The sequence below is a fragment of the Lentzea sp. CC55 genome, assembly GCF_021056325.1.
In the GTDB taxonomy this organism is placed as follows: Bacteria; Actinomycetota; Actinomycetes; order Mycobacteriales; family Pseudonocardiaceae; genus Lentzea; species Lentzea jiangxiensis.
The window spans coordinates 1-17,552 of record NZ_JAJCXE010000020.1 but is presented as its reverse complement, the minus strand read 5'-3'; the positions used below and the strand labels follow the sequence as shown (position 1 = coordinate 17,552).

Sequence of the window (17,552 nt, the reverse complement as noted above, 5' to 3'; positions counted from 1 at the left end):
TGCCCGCCAGGCCTCAGCCGCGGCCACCGCCAGCCAGCCCCGCAGCCCGCCCAGCCCATAACCCGCCCAGCCCAGCCAGCCTGCATAGACGTGCCCGTCGAGCCTCACCCGCAGCCAGTCAGTCCCAGCCAGCCCAGCTCCACAACCCGCGCAGCCCAGACAGCAAGGACAGCCCTCCGAACCGCCCCTGCGGTCAGTGCCCAGCCAGCCCCACAGCTCGCCCAACCCACAACCCGGGCCGCGACGAGAGCCGCCCGCCCGTCAGGGCGCGTGCGCCATCAGGACATGCGCGCCATCAGGGCCTCTGCGCCGCCTCCGCCACCTCGGCCCGCTCGGCCCGCTCGCTGAACTTCGGCGTCGGTAACACCCCGACCACCGGCGGCTGCGCGAACTGCGTGTTGTAGAGGTCCGCGTAGCGGCCCTCGGCCGCCATCAGCTCGGTGTGCGTGCCGCGCTCGACGATCTCGCCGTGTTCGAGCACCAGGATCTGGTCGGCGTTGCGGATGGTCGACAGGCGGTGCGCGATCACCAGGGCGGTGCGGCCGTGCAGGGCCTCGGTCAGCGCTTCCTGCACCGCCGCCTCCGACTCCGAGTCGAGGTGGGCGGTGGCCTCGTCGAGGATCACGACGCGCGGCTTGGCGAGGAGCAGGCGGGCGATGGTCAGGCGTTGGCGTTCGCCGCCGGAGAGGCGGTAGCCGCGTTCGCCGACGACGGTGTCCAGCTGGTCGGGCAGCGAGGCGACCAGGTCGAGCAGGCGCGCGCGGCGCAGCGAGTCCCACAGCTCCTCGTCGGACGCGCCGGGTGAGGCGTACTCGAGGTTCGCGCGGATCGTGTCGTGGAACAGGTGGCCGTCCTGCGTCACCACGCCGACGGTGGCGCGCAGCGAGTCGAACGACAGGTCGCGGACGTCCACTCCGGACAGCCGCACGGCACCGGAGTCGACGTCGTACAGGCGTGGCACGAGGGACGCCAGCGTCGACTTGCCGGCGCCGGACGAGCCGACCACGGCTACGAGCTGGCCCGCGAGGGCCTCGAAGCTGACGCCGTGCAGCACCTCCTCGCCGCCGCGGGTGTCCAGGGTGGCCACCGACTCCAGCGAGGCGAGCGACACCTTGTCTGCGGACGGGTAGGCGAAGCGGACGTCGGAGAACTCGACCGACACCGGGCCGTCGGGCACCGTGCGCGGGTTCTCGCTCTCCTTGATCATCGGGTCGAGGTCGAGCACCTCGAAGACGCGTTCGAACGACACCAGCGCCGTCATCAGGTCGACGCGGGCGTTCGCGAGCGCGGTCAGCGGCGCGTACAGGCGCGTGAGCAGCAGCGCCAGCGACACCACGGCGCCGGCGGCGAGGTGCCCGGTCAGCGCCAGGTACCCGCCCAGGCCGTAGACCAGGGCCTGGGCCAGCGACGACACCAGCGTCAGACCGGTCATGAACCAGCGGGTGGCCATCGCGGTCCGGATGCCGATGTCGCGGACCTTCGCGGCCTTCTCGCCGAACTCCCGTTCCTCGCGGTCGGGGCGGCCGAACAGCTTCACCAGGGTCGCGCCGGGAGCGGAGAAGCGCTCGGTCGACTGCGTGACCATCGAGGCGTTCAGGCTCGACGCCTCGCGCTGCATCTCCGCCATCCGCTTGCCCATGCGCTTGGCGGGCAGCACGAACACCGGCAGCAGCACCAGCGCGAGGGCGGTGACCTGCCACGACAGCGCGAACATGACGCCCAGCGCCAGCGCCAGCTGGATGATGTTCGTGACGAACCCGGACAGCGTGGACGTGAACGCGCGCTGGGCGCCGATCACGTCGTTGTTCAGGCGTGACACGAGCGCACCGGTGCGCGTGCGGGTGAAGAACGCGACGGGCATCTTCTGCACATGACCGAACACGGCACGGCGCAGGTCGTAGATCAGGCCTTCACCGATGCGGGTCGACTGCCAGCGCTCGACGACGCCCAGACCGGCGTCGGTCAGAGCGATCACCGCGATCACCACGGCGAGCCATACCACGACGGAGGGGTTCGCCCCGCGCACGATCGCGTCGACCACGCGGCCCGCCAGCAGCGGCGTCGTCACCGCGAGAGCCGCCGACACCACCGTCAGCAGGAGGAACACCACCAGCTTCGCCCGGTGGGGCCGGGCGAAGGCCAGCACGCGCCGGAAGGTTCCCCGGCGCACCTTCGCGGGTGCGTCGGAGGTGACCCCCATCATGAATCGCCAGGAGCTGTAGCCGTCCACGCTGACTAGAACAGCACAGCGGTCCGACAATTCCGTCGAGCGCTGCCAGAGCGGCGGAAAGTTTCAGCTTTGAGCGGACAGGGCCGCGAACGACCGCAGCCGGCGCAGCTGGGCGGCGCGTTCCAGCGCGAGCTGCGCCTCGGCGTCGACACCGGACGCCGCGGACGCGATCAGCCCGAGCGTCTCCGCGACGGCACCCGCGGGCGACTTCAGCACGGCGGCCACGAGCGCGTCGACGGCGCCGTCGAGCTCGCCGGCGGGCACGACGGAGTTCGCGAGGCCGATGCGCAGCGACTCCTCCGCCGGCACCCGGCGGGACGTCACGCACATCTCGGCCGCGCGCGAGTACCCCACGAGTCGCACCAACGGCAGCGTGCCGCCGAGGTCGGGCACCAGACCCAGCCCGGTCTCGGCCATGCAGAACTGCGCGTCCTCGGCGAGCACGCGGAAGTCGCACGCCAGCGCCAGCTGGAAACCCGCGCCGATGGCGTGCCCGTGCACCGCGGCGATCGTCACGCGTGCCGGGTCGCGCAGCCAGCTGAACCCGGCCTGGTACGACGCGATGCGGGCGTCCGCCTCCTCGGGAGACAGCGCCAGGATCGCTCCGAGACCACCGGGTTCGCCGTCGACGGGCTCACCGGTGAACATGCGCCGGTCCAGCCCCGCCGAGAAGGCGCGGCCGGAGCCCCGGACGACCACGACGCGGACGTCCGGGTCCAGCTGTTCGCCGATGTGCCGCAACGCCTGCCACGTGGCGGGCGTCTGCGCGTTGAGCACGTCGGGACGATCGAGCGTGATGGTCGCGCGCGGCCCCGAGATCGCGAGCCGAACGCCACCGCGCTCGAGCACGCCAGCGTCGATGGAAGGCACTGGCATGGTGGTTACCTCCGGCGAACTAGAAGCTAGTTACCGGAGAGTAGCAGTCTGGGTCGTCGCTACTTCTTCTTCGTCCGGGTGGCGCCACCGCGACCGCGCAGCGTGACCCCGGACTCCGACAGAACCCGGTGCACGAAGCCGTAGGAACGCCCGGTGCTCTCCGCCAAAGCCCGGATGCTCGCGCCCTTTTCGTACTTCTTCTTCAGGTCAGCGGCCAGCTTGTCCCGCGTGGCGCCGGTGATCCGGGCACCCTTCTTCAGGTCAGCCACCTTGTCCCGCCTTCCGTACGAGCAGGTGGGCCGTTCTACGGCCCCTGTCGTCGCAATGATCGAACAGGAACCGGCAGAACGCCAGGTGATCAAGCAAAGAGATCGCCGAACGGTCGAATCGATCACGCTCAGTTGATCACAGAACGCGCTCGGTAGTCCTTTGACGGGTGGAGATCACGCGAGCTGGACGAGCTCGAGGTAGTCCTCGGACCAGTGGTCCTCGGTGCCGTCGGGCAGCAGGATCACCCGCTCGGGTTCCAGCGCCTCGACCGCTCCGGGGTCGTGCGTCACGAGGACGACCGCGCCCTCGTAGCGCCGCAACGCGTCGAGCACCTGCTCGCGCGAAGCCGGGTCGAGGTTGTTCGTGGGCTCGTCGAGCAGCAGCACGTTCGCGGCCGACGACACCAGGCCGGCGAGCGCCAGTCGCGTCTTCTCGCCACCGGACAGCGTGCCCGCGGGCTGGTCGAGCTGCTCGCCGCTGAACAGGAACGTGCCGAGCAGCGACCGCAGCCGCTGCTCCTGCTCGTCCGGCGCCATGTGGCGGATGTTCTCCCACACCGACGCGTTGTGGTCGAGCGTCTCGTGCTCCTGGGCGAAGTAGCCGATCTTCAGGCCGTGGCCGGGGACGACCTTGCCCGCGTCCATCTTCTCGCTGCCGCCGAGCAACCGCAGCAGCGTCGTCTTGCCGGCACCGTTGAAGCCGAGCACGACGACGCGGGAGCCCTTGTCGATCGCGAGGTCGACGCCGGTGAAGATCTCCAGCGACCCGTAGGACTTGCTCAGACCCTCTGCCATCAGAGGGGTCTTGCCGCACGGCGCGGGCGCCGGGAAGCTGATCTTCGCGACCTTGTCGCTCTGGCGCACGTCGTCGAGACCGTCGAGCAGCTTCTGCGCGCGCTTGGCCATGTTCTGCGCCGCGACGGCCTTCGTGGCCTTCGCGCCCATCTTGGCGGCCTGCGTCATCAGCGCGCCGGCCTTCTTCTCGGCGTTGGCGCGCTCGCGGCGACGGCGCTTCTCGTCCGTCGCACGGGCTTCGAGGTACTTCTTCCAGCCGAGGTTGTAGATGTCGACCTCACCGCGGATCGCGTCGAGGAACCACACCTTGTTCACGACGTCGTCGAGCAGTTCGACGTCGTGCGAGATCACGACGAGACCGCCGTCGTGGGACTTCAGGAAGCCGCGCAGCCACGTGATCGAGTCGGCGTCGAGGTGGTTCGTGGGCTCGTCGATCAGCAGGATCGTGCTCGACTTCGCGCCGACACCGGCCTCGGAGGCGGCGAACAGGATGCGCGCCAGCTCGACGCGGCGGCGCTGACCACCGGACAGCGTGCTGAGCGGCTGGGCGAGAACGCGGTCGGGCAGGCCGAGGTTCGAGCAGATGCGGGCGGCCTCGGACTCGGCCGCGTACCCGCCGAGCGCGGCGAAGCGCTCCTCGAGCTTGCCGTACCTCGTGACGGCGACGTCGAGCTCGGCCGGGTCGACGAGCTCGGCCATCTTCGTCTGGGCCTTCTCCATGTCGCGCAGGAGCTGGTCGAGGCCGCGCGCGGACAGCACCCGGTCCTTCGCGATGACGGACAGGTCGCCCTCGCGCGGGTCCTGCGGCAGGTAGCCGAGCGCGCCCTTGCGCATGATGGCGCCGGCGTACGGCTCGCCCTCACCGGCGAGAACGCGCAGCGAGGTGGTCTTGCCGGCGCCGTTGCGGCCCACGAGGCCGATGCGGTCGCCGGGCTGGACGCGCAGGTTGGCGCCGCTCACGAGAATGCGTGAGCCCGCGCGCAACTCCATGTCGGTTGCGGTGATCAAGAGGAACTCCGGGAGGCATACGTTTCTGTGCGTCTGCGAAATCGGCACAGCCGGGCACGGCAAAGGGATGGCACGTCCGGTTCGGCCTACTCCAGGAGGATCACGCGAACCAGTCTACGGGATCGCGACCATCGAATTTCCCGCCTGTGGCCGGACGCATAGATTGCCGCGCATGAGCGAAGACTTCTCGGGCAAGGCGGCGCTGGTCACCGGAGCGTCCCGCGGCATCGGCTACGGCATCGCACGCGAGCTCCTCTCCCGCGGCGCCTCCGTCACCATCACCGGCCGCAAGGCCGACCAGCTCGCCGAGGCGGCCGGGCAGCTCGCGGCCGACACCGGTGGCCGCGTCCTCACGGTCCAGGGCAACGCCGGTGACGACGCGTCCCGTGAAGAGGCCGTCACGCGCACCGTCGAGGAGTTCGGGCGCCTCGACGTGCTCGTCAACAACACGGGCATCAACCCGCAGTTCGGCTTCCTGATGGAGGCCGACCTCAACGCCGTCCGGAAGATCTTCGACGTCAACGTCGTGGCCACGCTCGGCTTCGTCCAGCTGGCGTGGAAGGCGTGGATGGGCGAGCACGGCGGCGCGGTCGTGAACGTCGCCTCGATCGGCGGCATCCGCTCCACGGGCGTCATCGGCGCGTACGGCGCCTCGAAGGCGGCCCTGATCCGCCTCACCGAGGAGCTGGCGTGGCAGCTCGGCCCGAAGGTGCGCGTGAACGCGGTCGCGCCGGCCGTCGTGAAGACGAAGTTCGCCGAGGCGCTGTACGTGGGCCGCGAGGAGGAGGCGGCGCAGCAGTACCCGATGAAGCGTCTCGGAACGCCGGAGGACGTCGCCTCTCTCGTGGCATTCCTGTGCTCCGACGGGGCTTCTTGGATCACCGGGGAGACCGTGCGGGTCGACGGCGGCCTGCTGTCGACGGGTACCGCGGGCTAGCCCGGCTCCACTCCCAGCACCTCGAGGAACGCGGCCGCGGCCGGGGTCGGCCCGGCCGCGCTCCACACCAGGTGCTCCACCCGGGACGGCCCGTCCACCACCGGCAGGGTCACCACCCCGTTCAACCGCGGCGCGTACTTCGACGGCAGCACCGCCACCGCCAGCCCCTCCCGGATCAGCCCGGCCATCAGCTCCGCGGTCGTCACCTCGAACGCCACCTCGCGGTCCACCCCGGCCGAGGCGAAGGCCTGGTCCGACTGCACCCGCCCGGGAGACGCCACCGGGAAGTCCGCGAACAGCTCGGACGCCATCACCTCCAGCGTCACCGACTCCCGGGACGCGAACGGGTGACCGGGTGCCACGACGGCCACGTGCTCGTCGCGCGCCAGTTCCCGCCCCCGCACCCCCTCCGGCCGCACGCCAGGCGGCAGCCCGAGGAACGCGAGGTCCAGCGCCCCCTGCCGCACCTGCTCGACGAGCTCGTGGCTGGGCAGCATCCGCAACGCCACCCGCACCTGCGGATAGCGCTCGCGGAACACCTTCAGCGCGGCGGGCAGGTCCACCGCGGCGACCGTGGGGATCACCCCCACGACAACCCGGCCGCGCACCTCCCCCACCGCCGCGGCGACCTCGGCGACGGCCCGCTCGGCGAAGTCGAGGCACTGCCGCGCGGCCGGCAGGAACGCCGCTCCGGCCGGGGTCAGCCGGACACTGCGGCTGGTGCGCTCGAACAGCCGCGCGCCCAGCGAGCGTTCGAGGCGCGCGATCTGGTGGCTCAGGGCCGACTGGACGACGAGGCACCGCCGGGCCGCCTTCGTGAAGCTGCCCGTCTCGGCCACCGCCACCACGTACCGCATCTGCTGGAGCTCCACGACATCCATCTTGAATCACGATGAATCGGATGAAAAGCATGTGTTGGACTCATCGACGCAGGAAACCAACACTGGGAAGCGTGAGAAACACCGATCTCCCCCGGCTCGCACTGGCGGCGTTCGCGCCGGTGGTCTGGGGTTCGACCTACGTGGTCACGACCGAACTGCTGCCGGCGGGACACCCGTTGTTCGCGGGCCTGCTCCGCGCGCTCCCGGCGGGGCTGATCGCCGTGGCGCTGACCCGGACGCTGCCGCGCGGCGCGTGGTGGGCGCGGGCGGCGGCGCTGGGCGTGCTCAACATCGGGATGTTCTTCCCGTTCCTGTTCGTCGCGGCCGAACGCCTGCCCGGTGGCGTCGCGGCCACCCTGGGGGCCGCTCAGCCGCTCGTGGTGGCGCTGCTGGCGGTCGGGGTGCTCAGGGAGAGCCCGTCGGCCTGGCGGTTCGCCTGGGGCGTCGTGGGACTGGTCGGCGTCGGGCTCGTGGTGCTCGGGCCGGCCGCCGGGTTCGACCTCGTCGGCGTGCTGGCCGGGCTGGCCGGCGCCGCGACGATGGCGCTCGGCGTGACGCTGACGAAGAAGTGGGGCAGGCCCGCCGGCGTGGGACCGACGGCGTTCGCGGGCTGGCAGCTCACCGCGGGCGGCGTGTTCCTGCTGCCGGTGACGTTCCTCTTCGAGGGCCCGCCGCCCGCGATCGGCGCGCAGGCGCTGATCGGCTACCTGTGGCTCGGCGGCGTCGGCGGGCTGCTCGCCTACGTGCTGTGGTTCCGCGCCGTCACCACGCTGCCGGTCACGTCCGTCTCGATGCTCGGCCTGCTCTCCCCCATGTCCGCCGCGCTGCTCGGCGTCGTCGTCCTCGGCCAGACCCTGGACCCGGTGCAGCTCGCCGGTTTCGCCCTCGCCCTCGCCGCCATCGTCGCCTCCCAGCGGCCGGCACCCGTTCTCGTCGAAGGAGCACTCCGGTGAAGATCGCAGTCGTCGGTGCGTCCGGCATGGTCGGATCGCGGGTCGTCGCGGAGGCGCTCAGGCGCGGGCACGAAGTGACAGCGGTGCACCGCACCGCGGCTCCCGGCGCGCACGTCGTCCGAGGCGACGCCGCCGACCGGGAGCTGATGGCCGGCATTCTGTCCGGAGTGGACGGTGTGGTGCTGGCGACCAGGCCGCGGCCGGGACAGGAGGCCACGACCGGGCCCACCACGACGGCGCTCCTCGACGCGGCGCGCACGACCGGGGCACGGGTTCTGGTCGTCGGTGGCGCCGCTCCGCTGCGCACCCCCGGCGGAACGGGGCTCGTGCTCGACGACGACCGTTACGTGCCACCGCACCTCCGCCCGATCGCGGAGGCGAGCCTGCGCCAGCTCGAAGCGTGCCGGGCGCACGGGGCCGACTGGGTCTACCTGAGCCCGCCCGCGCTCCTGGAACCCGGCGAGCGCACCGGCGCCTACCGCCGCGGCACGACCGAGATGCTCACCGGCCCGTCGTCGATCTCGGCGGAGGACCTGGCGGTGGCGGTCGTCGACGAACTGGAGGCCCCCGGCAGCGACCGGCACTTCACCGTCGCAGGTCCAGCCGCAGGATGACCTCGCCGTCCTCGTCGGTCTCCCCGGTCGGCACGAAACCGAAGCCGCGGTAGAACGGTTCGGGCGAACCCTCCCCCGGTACGCAGCTGGTCAGCAGTTCGGGAACGTCCCCGGCCCGCAGCAGCGCCACGACCTCGCGCAGGATCGCGGTGCCGTAGCCGCGGCCCTGGTGCCCGGCGCCCACGAGCAGGCGCCACAGGTAGTACGGCCCGATGAGTCCCGGCACCGGCGTCACGTCCCAGCTGAGCATGACGAACCCCACGGGCTCCTCACCGTCGTAGACGGCGCGGAACCACGGGTTGGCGTCGGGGTTCTCCTCGGCGTCGCGGAACGACCTCTCGACGGACGCGACGAAGCGTTCCTGCGCCGGATGCACGCGCACGGCGACCACGGCGTCGCGGTTGGCGTCGGTGATCTCGACCAGGCGGATCTGAGCGCTCATGGCGCCGGATTGTGCCGCCCCGGCAGCCGGTCCCTCAGCCGGTCGGCGAAGGTCGCGTGGGGAGCAGGCTCGACGAGGTGGCCGGCGGGACGGACGTCTGCGGGTTGCTCACGGGCGGCGCCTGCGGGCTGGACGGCGGGTCCGGCACCCTCGTCGACCACGGTGGGCTGGTCGGCTCGGGGAGCCGGACCGTCGTCGGCGTCACCCCGGCCGAACCCGGCGTCGGCGACACCGCGGAGGGCGTCGGCGGCGCGGACGTCGTGGACGGCAGCGGCGGCGTCGCGGGTTCGGAGGGCTTTGCGGCCGGCAGCACGGCCAGTGCCACGGCCACGACGCCCGCGGTGGCGAGCCCGGTGCCGACGACGGCGACGGTGCGGCGGCGCGAGCGCACGGCCTGGCCGCGCCGGATGAGGTCGGCGGCCGTGACGGCACGCGGCGGTGCCTCCGCGTCCTGGTGCAGAGCGGAGAAAGTCGCCCTCAGGTCGTCTTCGCGAACCATCACACCTCCAGCCTCAGGTGGTCGAACTCCGGCCCGAGCTTGCGCCGCAGCGTCTCCAGGCCCTTGCTGGTCTGCGACTTCACCGTGCCCGTGGAGCAGTTCAGCGCGGCGGCGGTGTCCTCGACGCCGAGATCGTGCCAAAAGCGCAGCACGAGGACAGCGCGCTGCCGTGCGGGCACGGCGGTGAGCGCCTGCCACACCACGAGCCTGTCCTCCGCCCCTGCGACGGAGGACAGGCCCTCGGGAGGGGTGTCAGTCAGCTTCTCCCTGCGCCACCGCACTTTGCGGCGTTCGGCGAGGAACGTCCGCACGACGATCTGGCGCAGGTACGGTTCGAGCCCCGACCGGTCGCTCATCTTCGGACCGGCCAGGTACAGCTTCAAGAACGCCGACTGCATGACGTCCTCCGCCTCGTGCCAGTTGCCGCACAGCAGGTACGCCGTGAAGCGCATCGAGTCGGCGCACCGGTCGAAGCAGTCGGTGAACTCGGTCTCCCAGTTCAGCGGGTGCTCCTCACCCGGCCGGGGTCGACGACACCGGAGGCGTCGTCGCGGGAGGGGTCCAGGTGGTCGGGCCGGGCCGGGTCGCGGACGGCGTAGGGGGCACCGCGGGCCGGGCCGACGTGGTCGGCAGCGGCGTCGGCAGGATCGAGGAGGTCGGCGCCGGGGGCTGGGACGTCGGCGGGTGCTGCGGGCTGGTCGGCAGCGGCGTCGGCAGGACGGAGGAGGACGGCGGCAGCGCGTCCGGCGAGGTCGACGGCACGGCGGGCGTGGTCGACGGCGCCGGCGGGGCCGTGGTCGTGGGCTGGGGCGCGCCGTCGCCACCGCTCAACGCCAGCGCGGGCACCGCGATGCCGACGGCACCCAGCGCGACCGCTCCGGCCACGATCACCATTCGTTTGCGCACTTGCAGCTCCAGCAGGTCGGTGGCGCCCGGTTCAGGCACCCTCACCCGTATCCATGCGGCCGGCCGCCGGTCCGGTTGCCCGTGTGTCCTGGATCACGATCTCGACGCAGCGGGCGCGCCGGGCGGCCTCGTCCAGCACCGAGCGCCGGGGTTCCGGCACGTCCAGGACGCGGTCCTCGGCTTTGGCGAAGACGCCCGAGAGCCTGCGGTCGTCGCGCAGGACGTCCAGCGCCTGCCGGTCACCGCCGAGCACGACCGAGTCGAGTTCGGCGAGCCGCGGCACGAGGACGCGCGCCACGTCGTCCGCGGCGGCCTGCAGCGCGACGCGGGCCTGGCCCTCCCGGCGCCGCGCGAACCGCTGCTGCGACCACCCGCCCGCCCTGATGCGCCCGTGGACCTGCTTGCGGTCCGTGGCGGAGACCTCGACCCTCGCTCCGAACGCCACGCCGACGCTGTGACCGCCGAGCCGGACGAGCACGAGCCCGATCCGGCGGGGTTCCGTCAACCTTTCGACCACCTCTTCCGCACAGGCCCCACCGCGTGTGGCGAAAGTGGCCCTCGCGCCGTCTTCGGCGACGATCTCCACCTCGGTCCCGCGCACCCGGACGTCGATCTCACCGTGCCGGTCCGCGAACCGCCGGATCCACCCCGCCACCCGCTCGGGCTCCACTTCGACCGCCCGCCCGCCGGGAACCGGCCGGACGCGGCTCATCGGGGAACCGGGAGGTGCGGCGGGTCGTCGAAGGCCGTGAGGTCGGTCACCGCGCACACAGTAGAACCACCTCGACACAGGGCGTGAACAGCATCCGGATGTTACCGATGGGTTCGTAATGCTTGACAGATGAGACTCGAAAGCGTGAACTCATGAACCGTATGGATTAACCATTGACTCCATCCGGCTCCGACCAGCGATGTTCACGGACGGGTAGGGTCACTGGGGCGTGATCTTATGACAGCGGGGAGTCACCATGACGACTGCTGCCGGTCGACCAACACTGGCCGTTGATGACACGGACTCAACGGGCCACGGCAGCCTTACGCAGCTCTTGACGACGGGACCGTTCCCGGAGGCGTTGAGGGCGGCGATCAAGGCGAGCCGGCTCAGCCTCGACCGCATCCAGCACCGGTTGGCACTGCGCGGCGTCACCATCAGCGTCGCGACGCTCAGCTACTGGCAGTCAGGACGCCGAAGGCCTGAACGCCCCGAATCGCTGGAGGCGCTGCGGCACCTCGAGTCGGTCCTGGGCGTGCCCCAGTCGGGTCTGTCGGCGCTGCTCGGCCCACCTCGTCCGCGAGGCCGCCGCTGCCGCCCGACGACGATGATGCCGATCGACGCCCTCTGGGCGCGTCGTGAGCGGGTCGCGAACCTGCTCTCGAAGGTCGACACGTCCTCCGACCTGAAGCTCGGCAGGATCAGCCAGCACGACCGCATCGAGATCTCTGCCGACGGCGGGCAGAAGTCCGTGTGGGTGCGCCAGATCCTGCGCGCCGAGCAGGACGGCCCGGACCGCTGGGCGCTCGTGTTCGAGACCGAGGAGTCCGACGTGCTCCCCGAGATCGTGAACGTGCGCAACTGCCACCTCGGCCGCATCGCCCGCGACCACGAGGCCAACATCATGGTCGCGGAGATGATGTTCGAACGTCCCCTGGCCAGGGGCGAGACCCTCATCATGGAATACCAGCTGGTGTTCCCCGAGGGCCACGCCCCCAAGGGCAACAACACGTTCGCGCGCAAGTTCCGCCTGCCGGTGCGGGAGTACGTGATCGAGGTCCGCTTCGACGAGGCGAACCTGCCCTCGCGCGTGCAGCAGTACAGCGTGCCCGCGGGCGACGAGACGCCCTCGCGGCGCCGCAACCTCACCCTGGACTCGGGCGGCGGCGTGCACGCCGTGGCGCTCGGGTTCGGACCGGGCGTTTTCGGCATCCGCTGGGAGTGGCCGAACCGCTAGCCAGGCCTGACAGGGGCGCTTCCCGTTCGCGGGAGGCGCCCTTGTCGCTTCTCCGCCCGGTGGGGCGACAGGAAGGCCCCCGGCTCGTGAGCCGGGGGCCTTCCCACTCGTCAGCTAGCTCGTCACACCCAGCCGGCCACGTGCAGCGTCACGGACCGCACGGAACCGCGGTCCGAGCCCACCACGTCGGCGACCTTGAACGTCCAGTTGCCGTCGGCGGAGTCCGCCAGCAGCGAGGACAGCTGGCCACCGGCCTGCCACGACCCGGTGAACGGCGCCTCGCCGCTCAGGACCGAGGAGAACGGGCGCGCGGCCGAGTCGTCGAACACGGCCTGGCAGATGTTGTTGCCGGTGCCGCCGGAGCGCGAGAACAGCGTCACGGACTTGCCCGCCGGCGAGGTCAGCGTGCCCACCAGGTCACCCGCGAAGGTGTGGTCGATGCCCACCGTCGTGGAGCCCTCGGTGGACGAGCAGGTCGCGCCGTCCACGGAGAACTTCAGGTTCGAGGCCCCGCCGACACCCGTGACGGGCACCGCGATCGAGACACCGGTCTGGTCGTTGTCCGGGATGGCCACCGGCGCACCGGTGTAGGCGAACGTCTTGAACTCGCGCGACGGCTCACCGATGCGGAACGTGAACGAAGCCGCCGTCGGTGAGGTCGAGCCCGCGTAGGTCACGCGTGCGTCGAGCTTGACCGCCGAGCCGAGCGCGGCCGAGGCCGGCACGGACACCTTGTAGGTGTTGCTGACGGTCTGGCCCGGGTCGATGTTGCCGTAGTACTTGGAGCGCGGCGCGATGGTGATGCCCGGCGTCGCCGTCGACAGCACGACCGAGGTCGAGGCGGCCGAGCCGTCACCGCCGTTGGCGACCGGGACCGTGACCGTGGCGGTGGTGCCCGGCTTCAGGTACTGGCTGCCGTCGGCGTCGTTGACGATCGTCGGCTTCTGCGCACGGGCCAGGGCCTGCGGCGAGGCGCCCGTGTACTCCAGTGCCCTGTCGGCCATCACGACGCCGGCGCCGGTGCGGTTGTCCACACCGGACTCGACGATGTCGATCGCCGTGGTGACAAGGGCTTCCTTGACCTCGGCGGGCGTCAGGGTCGGGTTGCCGGACAGGATCAGGCCCGCGATCGCGGCGGCGTTCGGCGCGGAGGCGGACGTGCCGTAGAACGTCGTGAAGCCCGGCACGGACGTCGTCACGCCGTCGGCCGCGGTGATGTCCGGCTTCTGGCGGGTCTCGGCGAGCGGCGTGCCGTCGGGTGCGAAGAAGGTCTTGCGCGGACCGTCGGAGGTGAAGCGCTCCGGCTTCTGCGTGCCGTCGAAGGCGTTGGGGTACGGGCCCTTCGGGTTGGCGGGGTCGCCGGGCTCCAGGTCGAACGGCAGTGCCGCGGCGGCGGGGGCGGCCGCGACGGAGATCGCGCCCTTGGCCGCCGAGTGGCCACGGGTCATGCCGGGCGTGACGAACTTCTTCAGCCCGTCGTTGGAGTTGGCGAAGCGGCCGCCGAACAGCGACAACGCGAAGTACTTGTCTTCACCGCGGTACTTCACGACCGCGAGGCGCGTGCCCGTCGAGCTGCTCGGGGTGTTGATCCGCTCGAACGGGTCCTGGGCGCCGTCCTGGTTGTTCTGCGAGAAGGTGACAACGTTGCCCTGGGAATTGACCAGGTACAGGTCGTAGTCGTTGAACGACTGGCCGAGCGGGTCGGCCCAGTGCAGCGTCACCGGGCTGTCGCCGGAGTAGTTCGACAGCGGGTTGAACAGCTGCTTCGCGTTGGGGTCCGGGTTGAAGTCGTGCGCGGAGCCGGCGAACTTGCCCACGCCCGCACCGGAGTCGACGAACTGGCCCTCGTAGTGGCCGGCGGTGCCGTCCGCGACGTTGCCCTGGTTGCCGGCGCTGGAGAAAAACACCGCGCCGTCCGCGGCGACCGCGTCGACGGCACGCGCGATGATGCCGTCCTGGAACGGCGACTCGTTGAAGTAGATGACGTCGTCGACGATGACATCGCAGCCGAGGTCGAAGCGCAGCTTCTTGATGTTGTCCGCGAAGCTCGCGTCGCCGTTGAACGCCGTGGCGAAGCCGAGCTCGGCGTTGGGCGCGAGGTCGTGCAGGATCTCGAGCATCGCGGTGCCCTCGTCACCGGAACCCGCCTGACCCGGCACGATGTCGACGGCCGGCAGCTCACCGGCGGCCTGCGACACGGCCAGCGAGTTCACGCCGTCGGACAGGGCGCACAGCTTCACGCCGACACCGGTGACGCGGTACGTCCCGCGCGCGGCCTCGGCGGCGTGCGCCTTGTCGCTCTCGGCGACCTTGGCCGCCTGCACCGACAGCTGCTTCTCGGACAGCCGGCGCTCGACCTCACGAGCCTTGTCCTCTTTGGACGGAGCCTGCTTGCGGGCCTTGGCGTCCCGCTTGTTCTTCAGGTCCTGCGTCATCGCGTCACTGCCGGGCTCGACGCGGGCGACGTCGGAACGCCCGGCGATCTCGGCGATCTTCGCGACCGGGACCTCGGCACGCACGGTGCGGTGCTCGGGGGACACGGCCCGGATCTGTCCGCCCGCCGCGCGGACAGCGCCGACCAGGTCCTCGGAGTAGTGCTTGGCGCGGATGTCGACCAGCGTCGTGGACTGCGGCGTCACGGCGACGCCGGTCTGCACCTGCGGAAGGCCGCTCGTCGTCGCCGCCGACGCACGCTTGCGGGCCTCCACCACCAGCGTGCTGTCCACTTTGGACTCCGCCGGGGTGAGCGACTTCTTGATGCTCTGCAGCGCCGCGATCTGCGCGGCGGTGCGGTCGGTGATGGACTTGGACGCCTTGACCGGGTCAGCGGACGCGGGCGTGACTGACGTGAGTGCGGCCAGAAGAACTGCTGTACCTGCGGTGACTAACGAAGTGCCTCTTCGCGATCGGCGCACAGGGCTTCTCCCCCGAACGTTGGCGTGCCCCCGAGCACGCAGCCTGCGACCGGTGATTCCCGGTCGAGGCGCCAACGTATGGTGCCCGGCTGATCACAGTCAGCATCCGATTGGGCTACTTCCACTGAGCAGACGCAATCACACTTCACAGAACAAACGCGTCAGTCCACAACTGACCGGTTCGCCCGGAAAGGGCTTCCAGCAGGGCGGCCGCCTGGTTGTCCGTGAGCGATGCGATGAAGTCCACGACAGCACGCCCACGAGCCAATCCCCTGACCGCGTCAGGTCCGGCGGGCACCTCGCCCGTCGCGCCGACCAATGTGGACGGCTCCGTCCGGGCCAGCGCCGCGTACTCCGTTTCGGCCAGCTCCACCAGGTCGTGCAGCCTGCGCGGCAACCGGTCCGCCTCCGCCCGATCGGTCACCCACTGCTCCAAAGCGTCCACCAGGGAGGAGAGCAAACGCGCCTGTCCACGTTGGTGCAAAGCGAGATCGGGCCGCAGCAACACGAACCGCCGGTGGACGAACTTCAACACCTGCACCTCGTGCCACTGCTGCACCGCGAGCACGACGTGTCCGGACCGCGGCGTCGGCTCCTCGATCACCCCGACCGCGTCCACGAGCCGGCGCGTCCACCGCGCGCTGAACCCGGCAACCGCCTGTTCCGCCTCGACCGACCCGTCGAACGGCACCGCCAGCAACCCGTCGACGAGCTCCTTGCTGACCTTGCGCACCGCCAACGCGAACGCCTCGTCGCTCATCACCCAGGAGTCCTTGAAGTGCAGGCGCCGCCGCAACGTCTCCAACGACCGCCCCGGCATCCGGATCTCCGCACTCAGGTCCGCGTCGCTCAACCCGGCGAGGTCGAGCGCCTGCGCCTGCCACGTCCCGAGCTCCGCGGCGACCGTCGCGTGCTGCAACACCCCGACCCGGTGGAAGTCCTCGAGGTCGTGGATCGCGTAGGCGATGTCGTCCGCGGTGTCCATGACGCTGGCCTCGACGGTCTGCTGCCACGACTCGATCCGCCCCTCGAAGGGCTCGCGCGCCTGCCGCAGGTCGCTGATCTCCGTGACGTACGCGGAGAACTTGGAGCTGCCGGTGCCCGGCATGTCCTCCGGCTCCGACGCACCACGCGGCGCCACCGCGAGCCCGAGCGACTGCCGGCGCGTCCACGGGTACTTCAACATCGCCGCCCGCACCGCGACCGTCAGGTCGAGCCCGAGCGCCTTGGGCCCCCGCACGTCGGTGGTCGTGATGATGCGGAACGACTGCGCGTTGCCCTCGAACCCGTCCGGCAACCCGAACCGGTGCCGCGCCAGCCGGTCCAGTACCTGCTCGCCGAGGTGCCCGAACGGCGGGTGGCCTAGGTCGTGCGCGAGTGCCGCCGCCTCCACCACGTCGGGGTCGCAGCCGCCGAGCTTCTCCAGGACCGCGGTCAGCTCGGGGCGGGCGGTGAGGCGTTCTGCGATGGCGCGTGCCGCCTGCGCCACCTTGAGGCTATGGGTGAGGCGGTTGTGCACGAGCAGGCCGGAGCCGGTGGAGCTGACGACCTGCGTGACCCCGCCGAGCCTCGCGAAGAACGGGGAGCTCGCGACCCTGTCCCGGTCGACCCGGAACGGGTTCGTGGCGAGGTCTGCCGTCCTGCCCACTCCGGCCGAACGGCGGGCGGCGCGTTGCTCGTTGTGCATGGGAGAGAAGGTACCCGGCAGCCACGAGCCGCCAGCGCCCCACGCGTCTTCCTCATTGCGCGACGAAGATGACCATGGTTTTGGGACACCTCTCCGGCCGATGGAAATGACTACTAGACGGGGCAGGACGCGAATCCGGCCAGTGTTCACCCGGTTGAGTGAAGAGCTGTCTGGCGTCGAGCTGGCGTCAGTCTTGTGAGCTGATGTCGTGCCGAAAGCCGGCCGCACTCCGGAGAGCTGGCCGGCCGGTGGCGGGCGGCGTGGCCGGTGCGGCCGACACGGCGCTGCCGACGCGGTGATGGTGGAGTGGTGATGGCGGAGCGTGCCGGGAATCCGTCCCCGTCGGGTTGCCATCTGCGCGCGTTGCGCGTTGCGCTGGTTGGAGGACGACCGCGGTTTGGCTGCACGGGCCGGTCGACTCGTCTTGAACTTGATCGGGAGAAACGACAAAGCCCCTGCGGGGAGCGCTTGTGGCGCTCGACCCGCAGGGGCTTTGTCGAAAGAAGTTCGGCGGCGACCTACTCTCCCACACCGTAACCAGTGCAGTACCATCGGCGCAGAAGGGCTTAACTACCGGGTTCGGAATGGGAC

At 71.0% G+C, this 17,552-nt stretch carries 16 protein-coding genes and 1 rRNA gene; 4 read left to right on the top strand and 13 right to left on the bottom strand.

From position 1 onward, the window contains the following. Positions 1-295: 295 nt before the first annotated feature. The 4 genes from L6E10_RS15040 to L6E10_RS15025 all read right to left on the bottom strand — a co-directional run bounded on the left by L6E10_RS15040 (position 296) and on the right by L6E10_RS15025 (position 5,178). Positions 296-2,203: an ABC transporter ATP-binding protein gene (locus L6E10_RS15040; RefSeq protein WP_236220151.1), complete on the bottom strand. Its 1,908-nt coding sequence runs from the start codon at positions 2,201-2,203 to the stop codon at positions 296-298. 90 nt (positions 2,204-2,293) lie between these two features. Continuing rightward, a complete protein-coding gene (locus L6E10_RS15035) occupies positions 2,294-3,106 on the bottom strand; it encodes an enoyl-CoA hydratase/isomerase family protein (RefSeq protein WP_236220149.1) in 813 nt (270 codons plus the stop codon). Positions 3,107-3,165: 59 nt separating this feature from the next. After that, a complete protein-coding gene (locus tag L6E10_RS15030; protein ID WP_030473247.1) occupies positions 3,166-3,375 on the bottom strand; it encodes a helix-turn-helix domain-containing protein in 210 nt (69 codons plus the stop codon). A 174-nt stretch (positions 3,376-3,549) separates the two neighbouring features. Beyond that, positions 3,550-5,178 (bottom strand): ABC-F family ATP-binding cassette domain-containing protein, encoded by a 1,629-nt coding sequence (locus L6E10_RS15025; RefSeq protein WP_236220148.1) that lies wholly within the window; start codon positions 5,176-5,178, stop codon positions 3,550-3,552. A gap of 172 nt (positions 5,179-5,350) precedes the next feature. Between L6E10_RS15025 and L6E10_RS15020 the strand changes: the two genes are divergently transcribed. After that, positions 5,351-6,115, top strand: a complete 765-nt coding sequence (locus tag L6E10_RS15020) for an SDR family oxidoreductase (RefSeq protein ID WP_236220147.1) — start codon at positions 5,351-5,353, stop codon at positions 6,113-6,115. Here the strand turns inward: L6E10_RS15020 and L6E10_RS15015 are convergent. Continuing rightward, positions 6,112-6,987: a LysR family transcriptional regulator gene (locus L6E10_RS15015; protein WP_236220150.1), complete on the bottom strand. Its 876-nt coding sequence runs from the start codon at positions 6,985-6,987 to the stop codon at positions 6,112-6,114. The two genes, L6E10_RS15020 and L6E10_RS15015, sit on opposite strands and share 4 nt — an antisense overlap. 80 nt (positions 6,988-7,067) lie before the next feature. On the opposite strand from L6E10_RS15015, the gene L6E10_RS15010 reads away from it, so the two are divergent. Continuing rightward, positions 7,068-7,949, top strand: a complete 882-nt coding sequence (locus tag L6E10_RS15010) for an EamA family transporter (protein ID WP_236220146.1) — start codon at positions 7,068-7,070, stop codon at positions 7,947-7,949. Next, positions 7,946-8,563, top strand: coding sequence for an NAD(P)-dependent oxidoreductase (locus tag L6E10_RS15005; protein WP_236220145.1), 618 nt, complete (start codon positions 7,946-7,948; stop codon positions 8,561-8,563). The genes L6E10_RS15010 and L6E10_RS15005 overlap by 4 nt, the downstream gene beginning before the upstream one ends. Here the strand turns inward: L6E10_RS15005 and L6E10_RS15000 are convergent. The 5 genes from L6E10_RS15000 to L6E10_RS14980 are packed head-to-tail and all read right to left on the bottom strand — an operon-like array spanning position 8,535 to position 11,122. Further along, positions 8,535-9,005: a GNAT family N-acetyltransferase gene (locus tag L6E10_RS15000; RefSeq protein ID WP_236220144.1), complete on the bottom strand. Its 471-nt coding sequence runs from the start codon at positions 9,003-9,005 to the stop codon at positions 8,535-8,537. The two genes, L6E10_RS15005 and L6E10_RS15000, sit on opposite strands and share 29 nt — an antisense overlap. A 34-nt stretch (positions 9,006-9,039) precedes the next feature. Next, positions 9,040-9,504: a hypothetical protein gene (locus L6E10_RS14995; protein ID WP_236220143.1), complete on the bottom strand. Its 465-nt coding sequence runs from the start codon at positions 9,502-9,504 to the stop codon at positions 9,040-9,042. After that, positions 9,504-10,007, bottom strand: coding sequence for a SigE family RNA polymerase sigma factor (locus L6E10_RS14990; RefSeq protein WP_090105519.1), 504 nt, complete (start codon positions 10,005-10,007; stop codon positions 9,504-9,506). Before L6E10_RS14990 ends, L6E10_RS14995 begins: the two co-directional genes overlap by 1 nt. A gap of 10 nt (positions 10,008-10,017) precedes the next feature. After that, positions 10,018-10,455 (bottom strand): hypothetical protein, encoded by a 438-nt coding sequence (locus L6E10_RS14985; RefSeq protein ID WP_236220141.1) that lies wholly within the window; start codon positions 10,453-10,455, stop codon positions 10,018-10,020. Next, positions 10,442-11,122, bottom strand: a complete 681-nt coding sequence (locus L6E10_RS14980) for an acVLRF1 family peptidyl-tRNA hydrolase (RefSeq protein ID WP_236220140.1) — start codon at positions 11,120-11,122, stop codon at positions 10,442-10,444. The genes L6E10_RS14985 and L6E10_RS14980 overlap by 14 nt, the downstream gene beginning before the upstream one ends. 334 nt (positions 11,123-11,456) lie before the next feature. Between L6E10_RS14980 and L6E10_RS14975 the strand changes: the two genes are divergently transcribed. Then, entirely contained in the window at positions 11,457-12,359 is a 903-nt protein-coding gene (locus tag L6E10_RS14975) for a hypothetical protein (RefSeq protein ID WP_236220139.1), read from the top strand. A gap of 122 nt (positions 12,360-12,481) precedes the next feature. On the opposite strand, the gene L6E10_RS14970 is transcribed toward L6E10_RS14975, so the two are convergent. The 3 genes from L6E10_RS14970 to rrf form a co-directional block, all read right to left on the bottom strand. Beyond that, positions 12,482-15,274, bottom strand: a complete 2,793-nt coding sequence (locus L6E10_RS14970) for a S8 family serine peptidase (RefSeq protein ID WP_236220138.1) — start codon at positions 15,272-15,274, stop codon at positions 12,482-12,484. A 145-nt stretch (positions 15,275-15,419) separates the two neighbouring features. Next, positions 15,420-16,961, bottom strand: a complete 1,542-nt coding sequence (locus L6E10_RS14965) for a deoxyguanosinetriphosphate triphosphohydrolase family protein (RefSeq protein WP_236220137.1) — start codon at positions 16,959-16,961, stop codon at positions 15,420-15,422. A gap of 505 nt (positions 16,962-17,466) precedes the next feature. After that, positions 17,467-17,552, bottom strand: a 5S ribosomal RNA gene (gene rrf / locus L6E10_RS14960); the annotation flags it as partial.

Excerpts from the sequence above, each read along its gene's own strand:
- L6E10_RS15040 (WP_236220151.1), bottom strand. The coding sequence starts at position 2,203 with ATGATGGGGGTCACCTCCGACGCACCCGCGAAGGTGCGCCGGGGAACC.
- L6E10_RS15035 (WP_236220149.1), bottom strand. The coding sequence starts at position 3,106 with ATGCCAGTGCCTTCCATCGACGCTGGCGTGCTCGAGCGCGGTGGCGTT.
- L6E10_RS15020 (WP_236220147.1), top strand. The coding sequence starts at position 5,351 with ATGAGCGAAGACTTCTCGGGCAAGGCGGCGCTGGTCACCGGAGCGTCC.
- L6E10_RS15000 (WP_236220144.1), bottom strand. The coding sequence starts at position 9,005 with ATGAGCGCTCAGATCCGCCTGGTCGAGATCACCGACGCCAACCGCGAC.
- L6E10_RS14995 (WP_236220143.1), bottom strand. The coding sequence starts at position 9,504 with ATGGTTCGCGAAGACGACCTGAGGGCGACTTTCTCCGCTCTGCACCAG.
- L6E10_RS14980 (WP_236220140.1), bottom strand. The coding sequence starts at position 11,122 with ATGAGCCGCGTCCGGCCGGTTCCCGGCGGGCGGGCGGTCGAAGTGGAG.
- L6E10_RS14965 (WP_236220137.1), bottom strand. The coding sequence starts at position 16,961 with ATGCACAACGAGCAACGCGCCGCCCGCCGTTCGGCCGGAGTGGGCAGG.